This window comes from Acidobacteriota bacterium (assembly GCA_020349885.1).
Classification (GTDB): domain Bacteria; phylum Acidobacteriota.
This window is the reverse complement of the sequence record CP070701.1, coordinates 1,284,179-1,299,390: the sequence shown is the minus strand read 5'-3', so window position 1 is coordinate 1,299,390 and position 15,212 is coordinate 1,284,179. Positions and strand designations below refer to the sequence as shown.

The following is a 15,212-nucleotide window of genomic DNA, read 5'->3' as shown; positions in this document are numbered from 1 at the left end:
AATTGCGATGCTCATAGTCATGGATTCCATGCATACGGACGAACAACTGGAAACCGTCGTGAAGAAAATCGAAGGCATGGGCTTCAAGGCCCACGTCATTCCCGGCGCGCAGAACGTGGCCGTGGGCGTCACGGGAAACCCGGGCGCGCTCGACCCGGGAGAGTTCGAAATTCTTCCCGGCGTCAAGCAGGCGCTGCGCGTCACGAGGCCCTACAAACTGCCGGGGAGGGATTTCAAGCGCGAGAACACCGTCTTCCGCGTCGGGAAGGCGTCCATGGGCGGCAGCCAGTTCGTCGTGATTGCGGGTCCCTGCGCCGTCGAGACCGAGGAGCAGACGGTCCGCATCGCGCGCTTCGTCGCGCGCGCCGGGGCGCACTGGCTGCGCGGCGGCGCCTACAAGCCGCGCACCTCGCCCTACTCGTTTCAGGGGCTCGGCGAGGAGGGGCTGAAAATCCTCGCGGCGGCGCGCGAGGAAACCGGCCTCCCCGTCGTGACCGAAGTGCTCGACCAGCGGAGTCTCGAAAAGGTGGTAGAGTACGCCGACGTGCTTCAGATAGGCACGCGCAACATGCAGAATTTCGCCCTCCTGCGGGAGGTGGGCGAAGCCAAGAAGCCCGTCATGCTCAAGCGCGGCTTTTCGGCCACGATCGACGAGTGGCTCCAGGCGGCGGAATACCTGCTGAGCGGGGGAACGAGCGACGTCTTCCTATGCGAGCGCGGCATCCGCACGTTCTCGAGCCACACGCGCAACACGCTCGACCTGAGCGCCGTGCCCGTGGTCAAGCAGCTCAGCCACCTGCCCGTCATCGTGGACCCGAGCCACGGCGTGGGCGCCCGCGACAAGGTGATCCCCATGTCGCGCGCCGCCGCGGCCGTCGGGGCGCACGGCATCATGCTGGACGTGCACGACCGCCCCGAGGAGGCTCTCTGCGACGGCCCGCAGGCGCTTCTTCCGGACCAGTTCACGCTTCTTATGCGCGACCTGCGCGCCATGAGCAAGGCGCTCGGATTCGAGCTGTGACGACGCGGGCCGTGCATCCGGCCTCGAACCCGCTCCGCGGCGCCGTCGAGGTTCCCGGCGACAAATCCGTCTCGCACCGGGCGCTCATCCTCGGCGCCCTGGCGGAGGGCGCGACGCGAATCGAGAACCTCGCTCCCGGTGCCGACGTCGCGGCCACGCGGCGCTGCCTCGAGGCGCTCGGCGTGCGCGTGGAAGCGGAGGGCGAGACCGTCGTCGTGCACGGGCGCGGCCTCGAAGAGTCCCTCGCGCCCTCCCCGCACGCGCTCGACGCGCAGAACTCCGGCACCACGACGCGCCTTCTCATGGGCGTGCTCTCGGGACAGACGTTCGAGGCGGAAATCACGGGGGACGATTCGCTCCGCCGCAGGCCGATGAAGCGCGTGGCCGAGCCGCTGCGGCGGATGGGCGCCGAGATCGAGCTCCGGGACGGCGAGTATTCTCCGGTCAGGATTCGCGGCCGGCGCCCGCTCCACGCCCTCCGCTACGAGCTCCCCGTGCCGAGCGCGCAGGTGAAGTCGGCGCTTCTTCTCGCCTCGCTCTTCGCCGACGAGAAATCCTCGGTGCGCGACCCCTTCGGGACGCGCGACCACACCGAGCGCATGCTGAGCGCCATGACGACGAGCGAGGGCCTGAGCGCAAGCGGCGACCGCATCACGTTCCGGCCTACGGCGCTCCACGGAGGCTGCTCGATAAGCGTCCCGAGAGACGTTTCGTCGGCCTCGTTTTTTCTCGCGGCCGCGGCGCTCGTCGAGGGCTCCGACGTCACGCTCCCCGGCGTCGGCCTCAATCCCACGCGCACGGGCTTTTTAGAAATTATCCGGGAGATGGGCGGGCGCGTGCGCGCGAGCGGGAGGAACGAGGCGGAGGTGGAGCCGCGCGGAACGTTGCGCGCGCGCTTCTCGCCCCTGTACGGCGTGCGCGTCGAGGCGAGGCGCCTGCCCGCGCTCGTGGACGAGGTGCCGGTCCTGGCCGTACTGGCCACCCAGGCGCACGGCGCGACGCGAATCGAGGGCGCGGGCGAGCTCCGCGTGAAGGAATCGAACCGCCTCGAAGGCGTCGCGTCCAACCTGCGCCGGATGGGCGCGCGCGCCGAGGTGCAGGGCGACGCGCTCTGCGTCGAGGGGCCGACGCCGCTTCGCGGCGCGGAAGTGGATACGACGGGCGACCACCGGCTCGCGATGGCGTTCGCCGTCGCTGCACTCGTGGCCGAGGGCGAGACGGTCCTCTCGGACGCGCGGTGCGTTGAGGTTTCGTACCCGGGATTTTTCGAGGACTTGGAGAAACTCTCCTCATGAAATTCGCCGCCGTCATCGGCCATCCCGTGAAGCACTCGCTTTCGCCCGCGATTTTCCGCGCGTTCTCCGAAGCGATGCGCGCGCCCCTCGAATACACGGCCATCGACGTACGGCCGGAGGGCCTCGCCGCGACGCTCGACGCCGTCTGCGAGTCCCCGTGGGTGGGCCTCAACGTCACGCTTCCGCACAAGGAAAAAATCGTCCCGCTGCTCGACCGCACGGCCCCGGAGGCGCGGGCGCTCGGGGCGGTGAACGTGGTGCGGTTTCGCGGAGGAAAACGCAGCGGCTATAATACGGACGTGGCAGGATTTATGGCCCCGCTCAAGCGGCAGCGGACGACGCTCCGAGGGAAGGTATGCGTCGTACTCGGCGCGGGCGGGGCCTCCCGGGCTGTGTGCGCGGCGTTAAAGAAGGAACGCGTCGGGGCGATACATCTTTTCAACCGGACCCCGGCGCGCGCCGCGCGGCTCGCAAGAGAGATGAAGGGCAAGATCAACGTCCATTCGCTCTCGAGGAAGCCGCTTGAGGAAATTCTGGAGGAGGAAAAGCCGGCGCTCGTCGTGAACGCCACCTCCGCTGGCCTCGACGGCCGCTCGTCGCCGCTTCCGCGCGGCGTGCGTCTCCCGAAGGAAGCCGTCGCGTACGACCTGATCTACCGTCCAGAATGGACGCCGTTTCTCCGCGCGGCGCGCAAGCAGGGGTGCGACGTGGTCTTCGGCCTCGGCATGCTCGTCGCGCAGGCCGCCGAGACGTGGAAGATCTGGTTCGGGGAATCCATTTCGCCTAAAACGTTGCTTGCGATAGAGAAGGCATTACAAGACTAGGTATGGGCTTTGTACTTTTTCGGGCTCGGTCAAGAAGAATCAAGGGTGACAAAGAGCAGTGTCCTTGCATCTCTCTTAATGTTGCCATAGTAAGGTTTGCGAAGGAGATAATTGACATGCTCCCCAGCGGCTGCGCTACCCTTTCCGTTGAAAAGCTGGATGGTGGTGACATCTCTGCTACAATCGCTCCCCTCCGTTCTGGCGCTGCTGAGATCACCATAATCGGTGATGACGAGCCGCAATTCCCAAAATATTTTTCCCTGTCATTTGGCCGAGGAATCACGTACGAGGGGCCGTGGGATATTGAACATAGCAAAGATATCGAACAGGATGTCCGAGAACTCTGCCAAGCCGTGGTGGCTGGAAATTATGTGGAAACAGTTTGGCTGAAGAATGGAGTCGAGGTTGCTGAGCTAGCGGAAGTTAAAACTAAAGATAGAGTCGCTCGCAGCTATTGGAGTCATACGTTTGCCTTACCTATAAGTGATTTTTTCCGTGTGCTCTTCCGAAAGAGTGAAAAAAAGGAAATCCATTATGGTCCGTACTTCGACTCGTGTAAACAAAACGTTGAGGAAAGAGCATGCCACTCCGCTATCTGACCGCAGGTGAATCGCACGGGCGCGGCCTCGTGGGCATCCTCGAGGGCATGCCCGCCGGACTCGCGCTAGAAGCCGCCTACATCGACGCCCACCTCGCGCGCCGCCAGATGGGCTACGGGCGCGGCGGGCGTATGAAAATCGAAAGGGACAAGGCGGAAATCCTGAGCGGCGTCCGCCACGGGAAGACGCTCGGAAGCCCCATCGGGCTCCTGGTGCACAACCGCGACTGGAAGAACTGGGAAGAGGTGATGGCCGTGGAGGCGGGAGGCGACGAATCGCTCCGCGCGGTGCGCGTCCCACGCCCCGGCCACGCCGACATGCAGGGCGTCGTCAAGTACGGCTTCAGTGACGTGCGGAACGTCCTCGAGCGCGCAAGCGCCCGCGAGACCGCCATGCGCGTTGCGCTCGCGAGCATCGCGCGGAAATTTCTCGAAGAGTTCGGCATCCACGTCGGAAGCCGCGTCGTCTCCATAGGCGACGTGCGCGACGAGAGCGAAATTAATTTCCCGGTATCCGAGCTCAACACGCGCGCGGACGCCTCGCCGGTACGCTGCCTCGACAAGGGCGCGGAAAAGCGCATGGTGAAAGCAATCGACGACGCCGGGGAGGCGGGCGACACGCTGGGCGGCGTCGTCGAGGTCGCGGCCGGCGGCCTTCCCGTGGGCCTCGGGAGCTACGCCCATTGGGACCGCCGCCTCGAGGGCGCGCTCGCGCAGGCCTTGATGAGCCTCAACGCCATCAAGGGCGTCGAGGTCGGCCTCGGCTTCGAGGCTGCGCGGCGCCGGGGCTCCGAGGTGCACGACGAGATTTTCTGGAGCGGGGACAAAACGCGCGCCGAGCGGAAGACGAACCGCTCGGGCGGCGTCGACGGCGGCGTCACGACGGGCCAGCCGCTCGTCGTGCGCGCGGCGATGAAGCCGATCGCGACGCTCATGCGCCCCGTGCGGAGCATCAACCTCGAAACGAAAGAGGAGGCCGAGGCGCACGTGGAGCGCTCCGACGTCTGCGCCGTTCCCACGGCGGGCGTCGTGGCCGAGTCGCTCGTGGCGCTCGTGCTGGCGGACGCTTTTCTGGAAAAATACGGGGGCGATTCCATGGAGGAAATCAAGGCGCACCATGCCGCACGGCCGCACAAGTAAGAAAAATATCTACCTGACCGGCTTTATGGCCTCGGGAAAGACCACCGTGGGAAAGCGCCTGGCGCAGCGCCTCGGCTGGCGGTTTCACGATGTGGACAGCGCCATCGAGCACCGCGCGCGCAAACCCATCGCGAAAATCTTTTCCTCCAAGGGCGAAGCCGCCTTCCGCAAAATGGAGGAGCTGGAAATCCAACGCGCCGCAAGGAAGCGCCGAACCGTGATAGCGCTCGGGGGCGGCGCCCTCGCGAGCGAGCGGAACCGGCACGCCGTCGAGGAAAGCGGCCTCCTCATCTACCTGTGCGTCTCCCCCGCGGAGGCGCTTCGGCGGATCGAAAACGACGGGATCGAGAATCGCCCTATGCTCCGCGGCGTGCCGCCCGCCAAGCGGAAAAATTATCTGGCCGCCCTCCTGTCGAAGCGGCGCCCCCTCTACCGGCGCGCCTCGATCCGGGTCGCCACCGGCGGGTCGACGCCCCGGCAGATCGTCGAGCGCATTCTGAGAAAACTTTTGTGGGACGGAATCGCGCCCCCGCAGTCCAAGTCCTCCCGGCCCCGCCAATGAAAACCGTCCGCGTCGCCCTCGCGAGAAAACCCTACCCCGTCTACATCGGCGCGGGGCTCCTGGACAAGCTGCCGCACCTCATGGCGCGGCACGGGTTCAAGGAGCGGGCCGTATTGGTCACCGATTACCATTTAAGACACCGCCACGCGCAGCGCGCGGAGGAGGCCTTCCGTCGCGCGAAGTGGAAAGTATCCACCATGGCGCTTCCGTGCGGAGAGCGCGCCAAGGACCTGGACGTGCTTGCGCGCATCTACGACTTCCTTCTTCGAAACAACGTCGAGCGCCGCACGCCCCTCATCGCCCTGGGCGGCGGCACGGTGGGCGACGCGGCGGGATTCGCCGCCGGGACGTTCTACCGCGGCATCCCGCTCGTGCAGGCGCCGACGACGCTCCTTGCGCAGGTCGACAGCGCCATCGGGGGGAAGACGGGCGTCAACCACCCGCGCGCCAAGAACGCCGTGGGCGTTTTCCACCAGCCGCGCCTCGTCGTCTGCGACGTCTCGGTCTTGAAGACCCTTCCGCGCCGCGAGGTTCTCGCGAGCCTGGGCGAGGTCGTAAAATACGCGCTCGCCTTCGACCGGCCCTTCGTGCGCCACCTCGCACTGCACTGGAAGAAAATCCTCGCGTGCGACGCGGCGACGCTCGTGGACGTCGTGGCGCGCTCGGCGCGCCACAAGGCGCACATCGTGGCGAAGGACGAGCTCGACACGGCCGGCGTCCGCGAGTTCCTCAACTTCGGCCACACCACCGCCCACGCGCTCGAGTCGGCCACAAATTATCGGCACCTCCTGCACGGCGAGGCCGTCGTGTGGGGCATGCGCGCGGCGGTCGCGCTCTCCCGCGCGCGCGGGCTCCTCTCGGCGAAAGAGCACGAGGAGGCCGCGGCGCTCCTTGGGAAATTCTCGCCGCCCCCGTGCCCACGGCGGCTGCATTTTGCGGACATATTCAAACACCTGCGCTACGACAAGAAGGTGCGCGGCGCGAAGAACGTGTTCGTCCTGCTCAAGGGCCTCGGGAAACCCGTGCGCGTAAGCGACGTCACCCGCGCGGAGCTTCGCCGCGCGTTCCACGACGTGGGATTGCCGTCATGAACGTCAGGCGCGTCCTCGTCCTCCACGGCCCCAACCTGAACCTCCTCGGCGAGCGCGAGCCGGAGATTTACGGCACGATGACGCTCGCCAAGCTCAACCGGCTGATCCGCGCCGAGGCGAAGCGCCTGAAGCTCACCGTGCGCATCGTCCAGTCAAACGGCGAGGGCGCGCTCATCGATTGCCTTCATAAAAACCGCCGCTGGGCGCAGGCCGTGGTCATCAACCCCGGCGCCTACACCCACTACTCCTACGCGCTGCACGACGCCGTCGCCGGCGTGAACCTCCCCGCCGTCGAGGTGCACCTGTCGGACATCCGCAAGCGCGAGGCGTGGCGGCGGCGCTCGGTCGTCGCGCCCGCGTGCCGGAAGCAGATCATGGGAAAGGGGGCGGGAAGCTACCTCGAGGCGCTCCGGTACCTGGCGCGCCTGAAATTGCCCGATGGCCGGTGAGCGGGAGATCCTGCGCTCCGCCTCGGTAGTCGGCGCAAACACCCTCCTCAGCCGCATCCTGGGCTACGTGCGCGACCGCGTCATCGCGTACCTCCTGGGCACCTCGCTCTTCGCGGACGCGTTCTACGCGCTTTTTCGCCTCCCGAACACCTTCCGCCGCCTGATGGGTGAGGGCGCGCTCACGGCCGCCGTGGTTCCCGTCTTCACCGAGGTGCGCGAGCGCGAGGGCGAGGAGGCGGGCTGGACGCTCGCCGCGCGGCTTTTCTTCGTCGTCGGGGCCGTGCTGGCCGTCGTGACGCTCGCGGGCGTGGTCTTCTCGGCGCAGCTACTTTCCGTCACGGGCTTCGCCGAGCGGCATGCGGACGTCGTCCTAGATGACGCCGTCCTCCTGAACCGAATCATTTTCCCCTACCTCTTCTTCATATGCCTCGCCGCGCTCGCCATGGCGCTCCTCAACAGCGTGGGCGTCTTCGGGCCGTCGGCGTTCACGCCGGTGCTTCTGAATTTATCCATCATAGCCGCGGCGCTTGTTTTCGGGCGCCGCATGGAGGAGCCCGTGCGCGCCCTCGCGTGGGGCGTCCTCGCGGGAGGAATTCTTCAGCTTTCCTTCCAGATTCCGTTCCTCTGGCGGCGCGGCTTCCGCCTACGCGCGAGGGGAAAAATCCTGTCGCGGCGCGTCCTCGAGGTCGCGTGGCTTTTCGTTCCCGCCGCCTTCGGCGCGGGCATCACCCAAATCAACATTCTTGTGGGCACCTTGGTCGCCACCTACCTCGACCCGGGGAGCGTCTCCTCGCTCTACTACGCCGACCGCGTCATGGAGCTCACGTACGGCGTTTACGCCCTCGGCATCGCGACGGTCATCCTGCCCGCCATGAGCCGCTTCGCCGCGCGCGGCGAGCTCGAGCGCGTCAAGGAGACGCTCGTCTTCGCCCTTCGCGCCACCTTCTTCATCATGATTCCCTCCGCGGCGGGCCTCATCCTCCTTCGCGGGCCCATCATCGAGACGCTCTTTCTCGGCGGAAGCTACGACGCGCGCTCCGTGGAGATGACGGCGTTCGCGCTCCTCTTCTACGCCCTCGGGCTCGCGGGCTACGCGGCCGTGAAGGTGGTCGTGGCGGTCTTCTACGCGGAAAAGGACACGAAGACGCCCGTGCGCGCCGCGTTCGCGGCGTTCGCCGCAAACGTCCTGCTCATGGCGTGGCTCGTGGGGCCGCTCTCGCACGGGGGCATCGCGCTCGCGACCTCGTGCGCCGCCTACCTGAACGCGGGGCTCCTGTTCGCAGTCTTCCTCAAACGCAGGGGACGCGTCGCCCTGGGGGAATTGGGCGCCTCGCTTGCGCGCACCCTGGCGGCCACGGCCGTCATGGGGGCGGTCGTGTGGTTTGTCGCGGAGAAAATTTCTCTGCACGAGACCGCCGCGCTCGGCGAGAAGGCGTTGCGCCTGGGCGTTGTCATCGCCGTCGGCGCCGCGGTGTACTTCCTCGCGGCCGCGCTTCTTGGCGCCCGGGAAATCGGAGAGCTTCGCTCCGTGTTCCGGAGAAAACTTCCTGAATCTTCGAGAGGCGCCCATGAGTAAAGAGCCCGCGCGGACCGTCACCGTGTACGAGCACGGTTTTCTCACTACGTTCCGCTGGAGCGGCGGAAAGATTGAAAGCGTTGACATTAAGCGCACCAGCGCCGAAAGGGGAAAAAAAACCGAAGGCACCGAGAAGGAGCGCCGCTGGCTCCGCGCCTTCTTCGCGGGACGGAACGTGAAAGGCATCCCGCTCGACACGGGCGCGCTCACGTTTTTTCAGAAAAGGGTCTACAAGGTGGTAAGCGCCATCCCGCCGGGGAGGACGTTGACGTACGGCGAGGTGGCGAAAAGAATCGGCCGCCCCCGCGCGGCGCGCGCCGTGGGGCAGGCCATGCGCGCGAACCCCCATGCGCCCTTCATGCCCTGCCACCGCGTCGTAGCGGCGGACGGCCTCGGCGGCTACAGCGGGAAGATGCACTCGAAGACCAAGACGGCGCTCCTTGAGTGGGAGCGGGGAAGGCGGGAAAAATCGTGAAAGCCGTCGTCCAGCGTGTTTCCCGCGCGAACGTTTCCGTGGATGGGGAAAAAGTTGCGGAAATCGGCCGCGGCTTCGTCGTGCTCCTGGGCGTCGAGCGCGGCGACACGGATAAGGAAGCCGGGTGGCTCGCCGAGAAAATCGTCAACCTGAGAATCTTTCCGGCCGAAGGACCCGAGGGCGAGCACAAGAACATGGACCGCTCGCTACTCGAGGTGGGAGGCTCGATCCTCGCGGTCTCGCAGTTCACGCTCGCGGGCGACTGCCGCAAGGGGCGGCGCCCGTCGTTCGTGCGGGCCGCGCCGCCCGAAGAGGCCGAGCCGCTTTACGAAAAATTCGTCGCCGCATGCCGCGCGTGCGGCGTCCGGGTCGAGACGGGAAGATTCGGCGCCATGATGGGCGTGGAACTCGTGAACGACGGCCCCGTGACCATCCTGGTGGAGACGAAGGGGTAGCCGCCGCCCGGCCGGGCAAAACGAGCGGTTTGATGGTAAAATATCTGGATGACCTCACAAGGCACGGCATCAAGCAAGGGCCGGCGGCGAACGCGTAGGCCGCGCCCACGGCCACGCCTCCTCCCCGGCGGCAAGCCCCGATGCGTGCATCGGGGCAAGTCCCGAAAGAATCAAGGCATGGTGGTCGCGGACAGCCCCAAGAAAAAGAGCTATTCCCTGGACGCGGCGCTCAACAAGGTCATCCTGGGCGACGCCCTCGGAGTGCTCAAGAAACTGCCCGGGGAGTCGGTGGATATGGCCTTCCTGGACCCGCCGTACTTTTTGCAGCTTCCCAAGAAGACGCTGAAAAGATGGAGCGTCAAAACGCACGTGGACGGGGTGGACGATGCATGGGACAAGTTCGACTCGTTCGGGGAGTACGACCGCTTCATCCGAAGTCTTCTCCATGAAACCAAGCGCGTCATGAAGCCCAACGCGACCCTCTGGATCATCGCCACCTACCACAGCATATTCCGCATCGGTCGGATCATGCAGGACCTGGGCTACTGGATACTGAACGACGTAATCTGGCTCAAGACGAACCCCATGCCCAACTGGCTGGGCGTCCGATTCACGAACGCCACGGAAACGCTCATCTGGGCCGTGACGGACAAGAAGGCGAAGAAATACACGTTCGACAAGAAGTCGGCCAAGGAATTCGGCGTGGGCAAGGTCGGCGCGAACGTGTGGACGCTTCCCGTTTGCAACGGCAGGGAGAGGCTGAAGGGCGAAAACGGAGAAAAACTCCACTCCACGCAGAAGCCCGCGGAATTGCTCCGAAGGGTGATCCTAACTTCGACAAAGGAAGGAGACGTCGTGCTGGACCCCGTGGCCGGCGTCGGTACCACGGGGTATGTCGCTCAGGCGCTGGGACGGAATTTTATAATGATCGAAATCAACGGAAACTACGTGGAAGGCATAAGAGAAAGATTTCAAGAACCCCTGAAGCTCGGTGCTTCCCTACAACACAATTACGGAGGCGTAGCAATATGAAAGATTCTTCTGTAAAAGCCGTCACCCCCCCCGACCGCTGGGACGTCTCACTCCTGAAGGAACGCTTCGCGGATAAGGCCCAAGTGTACGCCTCGCCGCAGGGCGACGTGTTCGCCGAGGTGGCAAGGGAGCATGTCTTCGAGGTCGCGAAGGCGCTCCATGCCGAGGGCTACGACTACTGCGCCGAGGTGACGGCCGTGGACTATCTCAAGCACAAGAGTTACCGGCCGGAGGAGGGAACGCCGCGCTTCACCGTGGTCTACGTGCTCTACTCCACCGTGAAGAACACGCAAATCATCCTGCGCGTGCCCGTGCCGGAGGACGACTGCAAAGCGCTGTCGCTTGCGCCCATCTGGAAGGGCGCGGACTGGTTCGAGCGCGAGGTCTACGACACGATGGGCGTCGTGTTCGAGGGGCACCCCGACCTGCGGCGCATTCTGACGTGGGAGGGCTTCGAGGGACATCCCGAGCGCAAGGATTTTCCATGGCGCGACCCCGAGTGGGAGAGCCCGTGGAGGAACCGGCACCCGGGGAAAGTCTAGGTAAGTAGCCAGTGGCTGCTTAAATGCAAGAAAGTCTCCTCGTTCTCGACTTCGGCTCCCAGTACACGCAGCTCATCGCGCGGCGCGTCCGGGAGCTGAACGTCTATTCCGAAATTCTTCCCTTTTCCGTCCCGGTGGACGAGATCAAGCGCCTTGCTCCGAAGGGGCTGATTCTCTCGGGCGGTCCCCAGAGCGTCTACGACAGGGGCGCTCCCCAGGGCGACCCTGGAATTCTGGAGCTCGGCATTCCCGTACTCGGCATCTGCTATGGGATGCATTGGATGTGCCGGGCGCTCGGGGGGAAGGTCGCGGCGTCCGCAAAGCGCGAGTACGGCCACGCGGAGATTTCTCCGCAGCACGAGAGCATTTTCTTCCGGGGTCTTTCGGAGAAAGGAAAAGTCTGGATGAGCCACGGTGACCGCGTCGAGGCGCTACCCGAGGGGTTTCAAAGCATCGCCGCGTCGGACAACTCCCCCTTCGCGGCCGTCGAGCATCCGGATAAAAAGATGGTCTGCATCCAGTTCCACCCCGAGGTCTCGCACACGCCGCAAGGAAAGCCGATGCTCCGGAATTTCCTTTATGAAATTTGCGGATTCCGGGGCGGCTGGACGAGCGCGCGGTTCATCGAGGAGGCGGTCGAGGCGATCCGGAAAAAAGTCGGCGGCGGCGCCGTGGTGTGCGGCCTCTCGGGCGGCGTCGACTCGTCCGTCGCGGCGACGCTCATCCACCGGGCCGTGGGCGACCAGCTGCAGTGCATCTTCGTGGACACGGGCCTTCTGCGCCTCGACGAGGGCGACGTCGTCATGGAGACTTTCGCGGAAAAGCTGCGCTTGAAGGTGCACCGCGTGGACGCGGGCGAGCGCTTCTTCGCCGCCCTGAGCGGCGTCGAGGACCCGGAGGAAAAACGCCGGATCATCGGCGGCCTCTTCATCGAGATATTCGCGGAGGAGGCCAGGAAATTCAAGGACGCGAAATTCCTGGCGCAGGGAACGCTCTATCCCGACGTCATCGAGAGCACGTCGGTGAAGGGGCCCTCGGCGGTCATCAAGACGCACCACAACGTGGGCGGCCTCCCCGAGGTGCTTCCGTTCGAGCTCGTCGAGCCGCTCCGGTTCCTCTTCAAGGACGAGGTGCGGCGCGCGGGGCTCGAGCTCGGCCTTTCGGAAGAAATTATCTGGCGCCATCCCTTTCCCGGCCCCGGGCTCGCCGTGCGCATCCTGGGCGAGGTGACGCCGGAGCACGTCGCCGTGCTTCAGCGGGCCGACGACATTTTCATCTCGGAGCTCCGCGCCGAGGGGCACTACCGCGGCACGGCGCAGGCCTTCGCCGTGCTGCTTCCCGTCAGGAGCGTGGGCGTGATGGGCGACGGGCGCAGCTACGAGAACGTCGTGGCGCTCCGGGCCGTCACCACCGAGGACTTCATGACGGCCGACTGGGCGCGCCTGCCCGACGCGCTCTTGAACCGCGTCGCCACGCGCATCGTGAACGAGGTGAAGGGAGTCAACCGCGTCGCCTACGACGTGACGACGAAGCCGCCCGCTACGATCGAGTGGGAGTGAGCGCATGACCGGGTGGATCGTCGCGATTGTTCTCCTTGTTCTCGCGCTTCCCGTTGCCTGGTGGCTGGGACGGGGCAAACAAACCGCGTCGGCGACGGGCGGGGAAGATCGTTGGGGAACCGTCGACAACCTGCTTCAGAACATTCAGCGTGTAATCGGGGACCAGACGAAAGCGATCGCCGCGTTGGAGGAGCGGACGAAATTTATCTATACAAAGGCAGAGGCGCATTCGGGAGAGCTTCACAAGATCTCCTCTTTTTCGGAGCAAGATATTAAGGCGCAGGAGAAAGTCCAGAAGCAGATAGGAGAAACCCAGACGCTCATCGTCAAGATGAAGGCCGATTATGAGGCGCGCCTTCAGGAGGAACAGCGCATCGCCGAAGCCGTCGGAAAACTCGAGGCCAAGCTTCTTGGAAGTCAGAGCAAGGGAGAAGCGGGGGAGAACCTCGTGGCGGACATTCTGGGTGCGCTTCCCACCGATATGGTGCGCACCAATCTCGTGATCAAGAACAAGCCCGTCGAGTTTGCCATTAAACTTCCCAACGGAAAGTTCGTGCCTCTTGATTCCAAGATGAATGAGAATTTTGATAAAGCGGTCCGGGACGTGCAGCAATACATCGACACGAACGTGACGGAAAGCTACGCGATATTGGCCCTTCCCGACAGCCGCCATGTCGAGACACGTCGCTCCCACTACGAGGCGTCGCGCCAAGGGGTGTTCGTGGTTTCCTACAGCATGCTGCTTCCCTATCTTCTGACTCTTATGCAGATGCAGCGGCGGTTTCAGACCCGCCTCGACCTCGATCGCCTCCACCAGTCCGTCGAACGCTTCGCCGTGCTCACGGAAGGACTGAGCGAACGGCTCGAGGGGCACATGGCGCGCGGCCTCACTATGATCCAGAACGCCCACCAGGAGTGCCAGCAATCCGTGGGCCAGCTGCGCGCCCTGTTGCTTCAGATGAAGGCCATGGACGAGATGGCGGTGAGTGACGGCGATTCGGGCGGAGAGACTACCCCCGCCCTATTTCCTTCTTCGGATTAATCCGCGACTTCCGGCCCTCCCCGCTCGGCGTCGAGGCCCGCTCCATCGCTTCCGTGCCGTGGAACCCTGCGGGGCCGGGGCGTGTTATATAATGGAAGCCTCATGAAATTCCGCGGCGCGCTCGTAGCCATCCTGATTCTCGCGGGCCTCGTGGCCTACCTCTTCCTCGTGGAGTTCCCCGGGCAGAAGGCAAAGAAGGAGCGCGAGAAGGAGGAGAAGAGCGTCTTCTCGCTCGTGCGCGACGACGTCGCCCGCGTCGCCCTGAAGCGCCTTGAGGGAGAATCTTTGGAATTCGAGCGGCTCGACGCGGAGGCACCCGAAGCCAGGGATAAACTCTGGGAGTGGCGCTTGAAGAATCCTCTCGAAACCTACGCCGACAAGGTGCGCGTCGAGGACCTCCTGCGCGAACTCGAGGACCTGCGCAAGCAGCACGACCTGGAGTCCGTGGACTTCGCGCAATTCGGGCTCGCGAACCCCGAGGTGCGCGTGGAGATCGAGATGCGCGACGGGCGGAGCCTGGGGCTCAGCGTCGGTGCTGACGCGCCAGTGGAGGCCGCCGCCTACGCACGCGCCGACCACCAGGGCGGCGTTTTTCTCATCGACCGGTCCGTAAAAGAATCCCTCCTGAAGGATACTTTTCACTTCCGCGACCGCCGCGCCGTTAACTTCGACGCCATGCACCTCCTGCGCATGGCCGTGCGCCGCCCGGAGGAATCGCTCGCGCTCGAAAAGCGCGACAACGCGTGGCGCCTCGTGGAGCCGCAGGCATCGCCCGCCGAAAAGGAGGCCGTGGACGATTTCCTCTACGCCCTCGAACACATGAGCGCGTCTTCCGTCGTCTCCGAGCATGCCGCGGGCACCGAACGCAGGGCCCACGGCCTGGGCGCGCCGTACCTCGACGTCGAGCTCGTCGAAAAACGCGGTGAGGGCGAGCGTACGACGGACGTCTTGTTTGGCAAGGAGGACGACAAGCTCTACGCGCTGCGCGACTGGGACCAGGCGCTCCTGGAAATCGAAAGCCCGAGCTGGGAAAAACTCGACGTTTCCTTCGACGCGCTGCGCCGCAAGCGCCTCTTCACGCTCCCCAAGTGGGAAGTTTCCCGCGTGGAGGTGAAGAATCCCGAAGGCTCCTACGTCCTCGCGAAAGAGGACTGGACGTGGCGCGTTCTCGAGCCCGAGGGCGAGAAAGACCCCGACCGCATGCAGGCCGACGACGTTATTTCGACAATCACCCACTTGAGGGCGTCGGGGTTTTCCCCCGTGCCCGAGGACGAGGCGCCCCTCGGCCTCGACGAGCCGTTTCTCCAATTGCGAGCCGGAAGCGACGAGCGCTCCGAGTCCGCGTCCTTCGGGCGCGGCCCGGAGGATGGCCGCGTCTACGCCCGCGTCGAGGGGTGGGACGACACGCTACTCGTCGTGGAAGAGTCCTCCCTGGAGATTCTCCTCAAACCCTACGCGTATCTTCTCGAGCCCACGCCCGAGCACGAGAAGCTGTCGGAAGAGCTGATGAAGCACTAGGGGAAGAGGAAAGGGGAGGGGTAACACCAAGAC

At 65.0% G+C, this 15,212-nt stretch carries 16 protein-coding genes; all 16 read left to right on the top strand.

All coding sequences use genetic code 11. The features are described from left to right. Positions 1-7 precede the first annotated feature (7 nt). The 16 genes from aroF (at position 8) to JSV08_05525 (ending at position 15,179) form a co-directional block, all read left to right on the top strand. Positions 8-1,021, top strand: coding sequence for a 3-deoxy-7-phosphoheptulonate synthase (gene aroF / locus JSV08_05600; GenBank protein ID UCF80000.1), 1,014 nt, complete (start codon positions 8-10; stop codon positions 1,019-1,021). Next, positions 1,018-2,316, top strand: a complete 1,299-nt coding sequence (gene aroA, locus JSV08_05595; protein UCF79999.1) for a 3-phosphoshikimate 1-carboxyvinyltransferase — start codon at positions 1,018-1,020, stop codon at positions 2,314-2,316. The genes aroF and aroA overlap by 4 nt, the downstream gene beginning before the upstream one ends. Next, positions 2,313-3,140 (top strand): shikimate dehydrogenase, encoded by an 828-nt coding sequence (gene aroE / locus JSV08_05590; GenBank protein UCF79998.1) that lies wholly within the window; start codon positions 2,313-2,315, stop codon positions 3,138-3,140. The genes aroA and aroE overlap by 4 nt, the downstream gene beginning before the upstream one ends. Positions 3,141-3,256: 116 nt before the next feature. Continuing rightward, positions 3,257-3,739: a hypothetical protein gene (locus tag JSV08_05585; GenBank protein UCF79997.1), complete on the top strand. Its 483-nt coding sequence runs from the start codon at positions 3,257-3,259 to the stop codon at positions 3,737-3,739. Beyond that, positions 3,721-4,878 carry a chorismate synthase gene (aroC, locus tag JSV08_05580; protein UCF79996.1) on the top strand — a complete coding sequence of 386 codons (1,158 nt, stop codon included), beginning with the start codon at positions 3,721-3,723 and terminating at the stop codon, positions 4,876-4,878. Before JSV08_05585 ends, aroC begins: the two co-directional genes overlap by 19 nt. Continuing rightward, the gene (locus tag JSV08_05575) at positions 4,856-5,440 is read left to right on the top strand and encodes a shikimate kinase (GenBank protein ID UCF79995.1); all 585 of its coding nucleotides are present in this window, start codon (positions 4,856-4,858) and stop codon (positions 5,438-5,440) included. The genes aroC and JSV08_05575 overlap by 23 nt, the downstream gene beginning before the upstream one ends. After that, complete coding sequence (gene aroB, locus JSV08_05570) at positions 5,437-6,531, top strand: 3-dehydroquinate synthase (protein UCF79994.1); 1,095 nt, start codon at positions 5,437-5,439, stop codon at positions 6,529-6,531. The genes JSV08_05575 and aroB overlap by 4 nt, the downstream gene beginning before the upstream one ends. After that, the gene (gene aroQ / locus JSV08_05565) at positions 6,528-6,980 is read left to right on the top strand and encodes a type II 3-dehydroquinate dehydratase (GenBank protein ID UCF79993.1); all 453 of its coding nucleotides are present in this window, start codon (positions 6,528-6,530) and stop codon (positions 6,978-6,980) included. Before aroB ends, aroQ begins: the two co-directional genes overlap by 4 nt. Then, the gene (murJ, locus tag JSV08_05560) at positions 6,970-8,556 is read left to right on the top strand and encodes a murein biosynthesis integral membrane protein MurJ (GenBank protein ID UCF79992.1); all 1,587 of its coding nucleotides are present in this window, start codon (positions 6,970-6,972) and stop codon (positions 8,554-8,556) included. The genes aroQ and murJ overlap by 11 nt, the downstream gene beginning before the upstream one ends. After that, positions 8,549-9,031 (top strand): MGMT family protein, encoded by a 483-nt coding sequence (locus JSV08_05555; protein ID UCF79991.1) that lies wholly within the window; start codon positions 8,549-8,551, stop codon positions 9,029-9,031. The genes murJ and JSV08_05555 overlap by 8 nt, the downstream gene beginning before the upstream one ends. After that, on the top strand, positions 9,028-9,486 hold the full coding sequence (locus JSV08_05550; protein UCF79990.1) for a D-tyrosyl-tRNA(Tyr) deacylase: 459 nt from the start codon (positions 9,028-9,030) through the stop codon (positions 9,484-9,486). The genes JSV08_05555 and JSV08_05550 overlap by 4 nt, the downstream gene beginning before the upstream one ends. A gap of 177 nt (positions 9,487-9,663) precedes the next feature. Next, complete coding sequence (locus JSV08_05545; GenBank protein UCF79989.1) at positions 9,664-10,518, top strand: site-specific DNA-methyltransferase; 855 nt, start codon at positions 9,664-9,666, stop codon at positions 10,516-10,518. Continuing rightward, positions 10,515-11,060, top strand: coding sequence for an NADH-quinone oxidoreductase subunit C (locus JSV08_05540; protein UCF79988.1), 546 nt, complete (start codon positions 10,515-10,517; stop codon positions 11,058-11,060). Before JSV08_05545 ends, JSV08_05540 begins: the two co-directional genes overlap by 4 nt. 23 nt (positions 11,061-11,083) lie before the next feature. Then, positions 11,084-12,619, top strand: coding sequence for a glutamine-hydrolyzing GMP synthase (gene guaA / locus JSV08_05535; protein ID UCF79987.1), 1,536 nt, complete (start codon positions 11,084-11,086; stop codon positions 12,617-12,619). 4 nt (positions 12,620-12,623) lie between these two features. Next, positions 12,624-13,661, top strand: coding sequence for a DNA recombination protein RmuC (rmuC, locus tag JSV08_05530; GenBank protein ID UCF79986.1), 1,038 nt, complete (start codon positions 12,624-12,626; stop codon positions 13,659-13,661). A gap of 102 nt (positions 13,662-13,763) precedes the next feature. After that, the gene (locus tag JSV08_05525; GenBank protein UCF79985.1) at positions 13,764-15,179 is read left to right on the top strand and encodes a DUF4340 domain-containing protein; all 1,416 of its coding nucleotides are present in this window, start codon (positions 13,764-13,766) and stop codon (positions 15,177-15,179) included. Positions 15,180-15,212: the final 33 nt, after the last annotated feature.

Coding starts and splice junctions, on each gene's coding strand:
- aroF (UCF80000.1), top strand. CDS start 8: ATGCTCATAGTCATGGATTCCATGCATACGGACGAACAACTGGAAACC.
- aroE (UCF79998.1), top strand. CDS start 2,313: ATGAAATTCGCCGCCGTCATCGGCCATCCCGTGAAGCACTCGCTTTCG.
- JSV08_05585 (UCF79997.1), top strand. CDS start 3,257: ATGCTCCCCAGCGGCTGCGCTACCCTTTCCGTTGAAAAGCTGGATGGT.
- aroC (UCF79996.1), top strand. CDS start 3,721: ATGCCACTCCGCTATCTGACCGCAGGTGAATCGCACGGGCGCGGCCTC.
- JSV08_05575 (UCF79995.1), top strand. CDS start 4,856: ATGCCGCACGGCCGCACAAGTAAGAAAAATATCTACCTGACCGGCTTT.
- aroB (UCF79994.1), top strand. CDS start 5,437: ATGAAAACCGTCCGCGTCGCCCTCGCGAGAAAACCCTACCCCGTCTAC.
- aroQ (UCF79993.1), top strand. CDS start 6,528: ATGAACGTCAGGCGCGTCCTCGTCCTCCACGGCCCCAACCTGAACCTC.
- murJ (UCF79992.1), top strand. CDS start 6,970: ATGGCCGGTGAGCGGGAGATCCTGCGCTCCGCCTCGGTAGTCGGCGCA.
- JSV08_05555 (UCF79991.1), top strand. CDS start 8,549: ATGAGTAAAGAGCCCGCGCGGACCGTCACCGTGTACGAGCACGGTTTT.
- JSV08_05545 (UCF79989.1), top strand. CDS start 9,664: ATGGTGGTCGCGGACAGCCCCAAGAAAAAGAGCTATTCCCTGGACGCG.
- JSV08_05540 (UCF79988.1), top strand. CDS start 10,515: ATGAAAGATTCTTCTGTAAAAGCCGTCACCCCCCCCGACCGCTGGGAC.
- guaA (UCF79987.1), top strand. CDS start 11,084: ATGCAAGAAAGTCTCCTCGTTCTCGACTTCGGCTCCCAGTACACGCAG.
- rmuC (UCF79986.1), top strand. CDS start 12,624: ATGACCGGGTGGATCGTCGCGATTGTTCTCCTTGTTCTCGCGCTTCCC.
- JSV08_05525 (UCF79985.1), top strand. CDS start 13,764: ATGAAATTCCGCGGCGCGCTCGTAGCCATCCTGATTCTCGCGGGCCTC.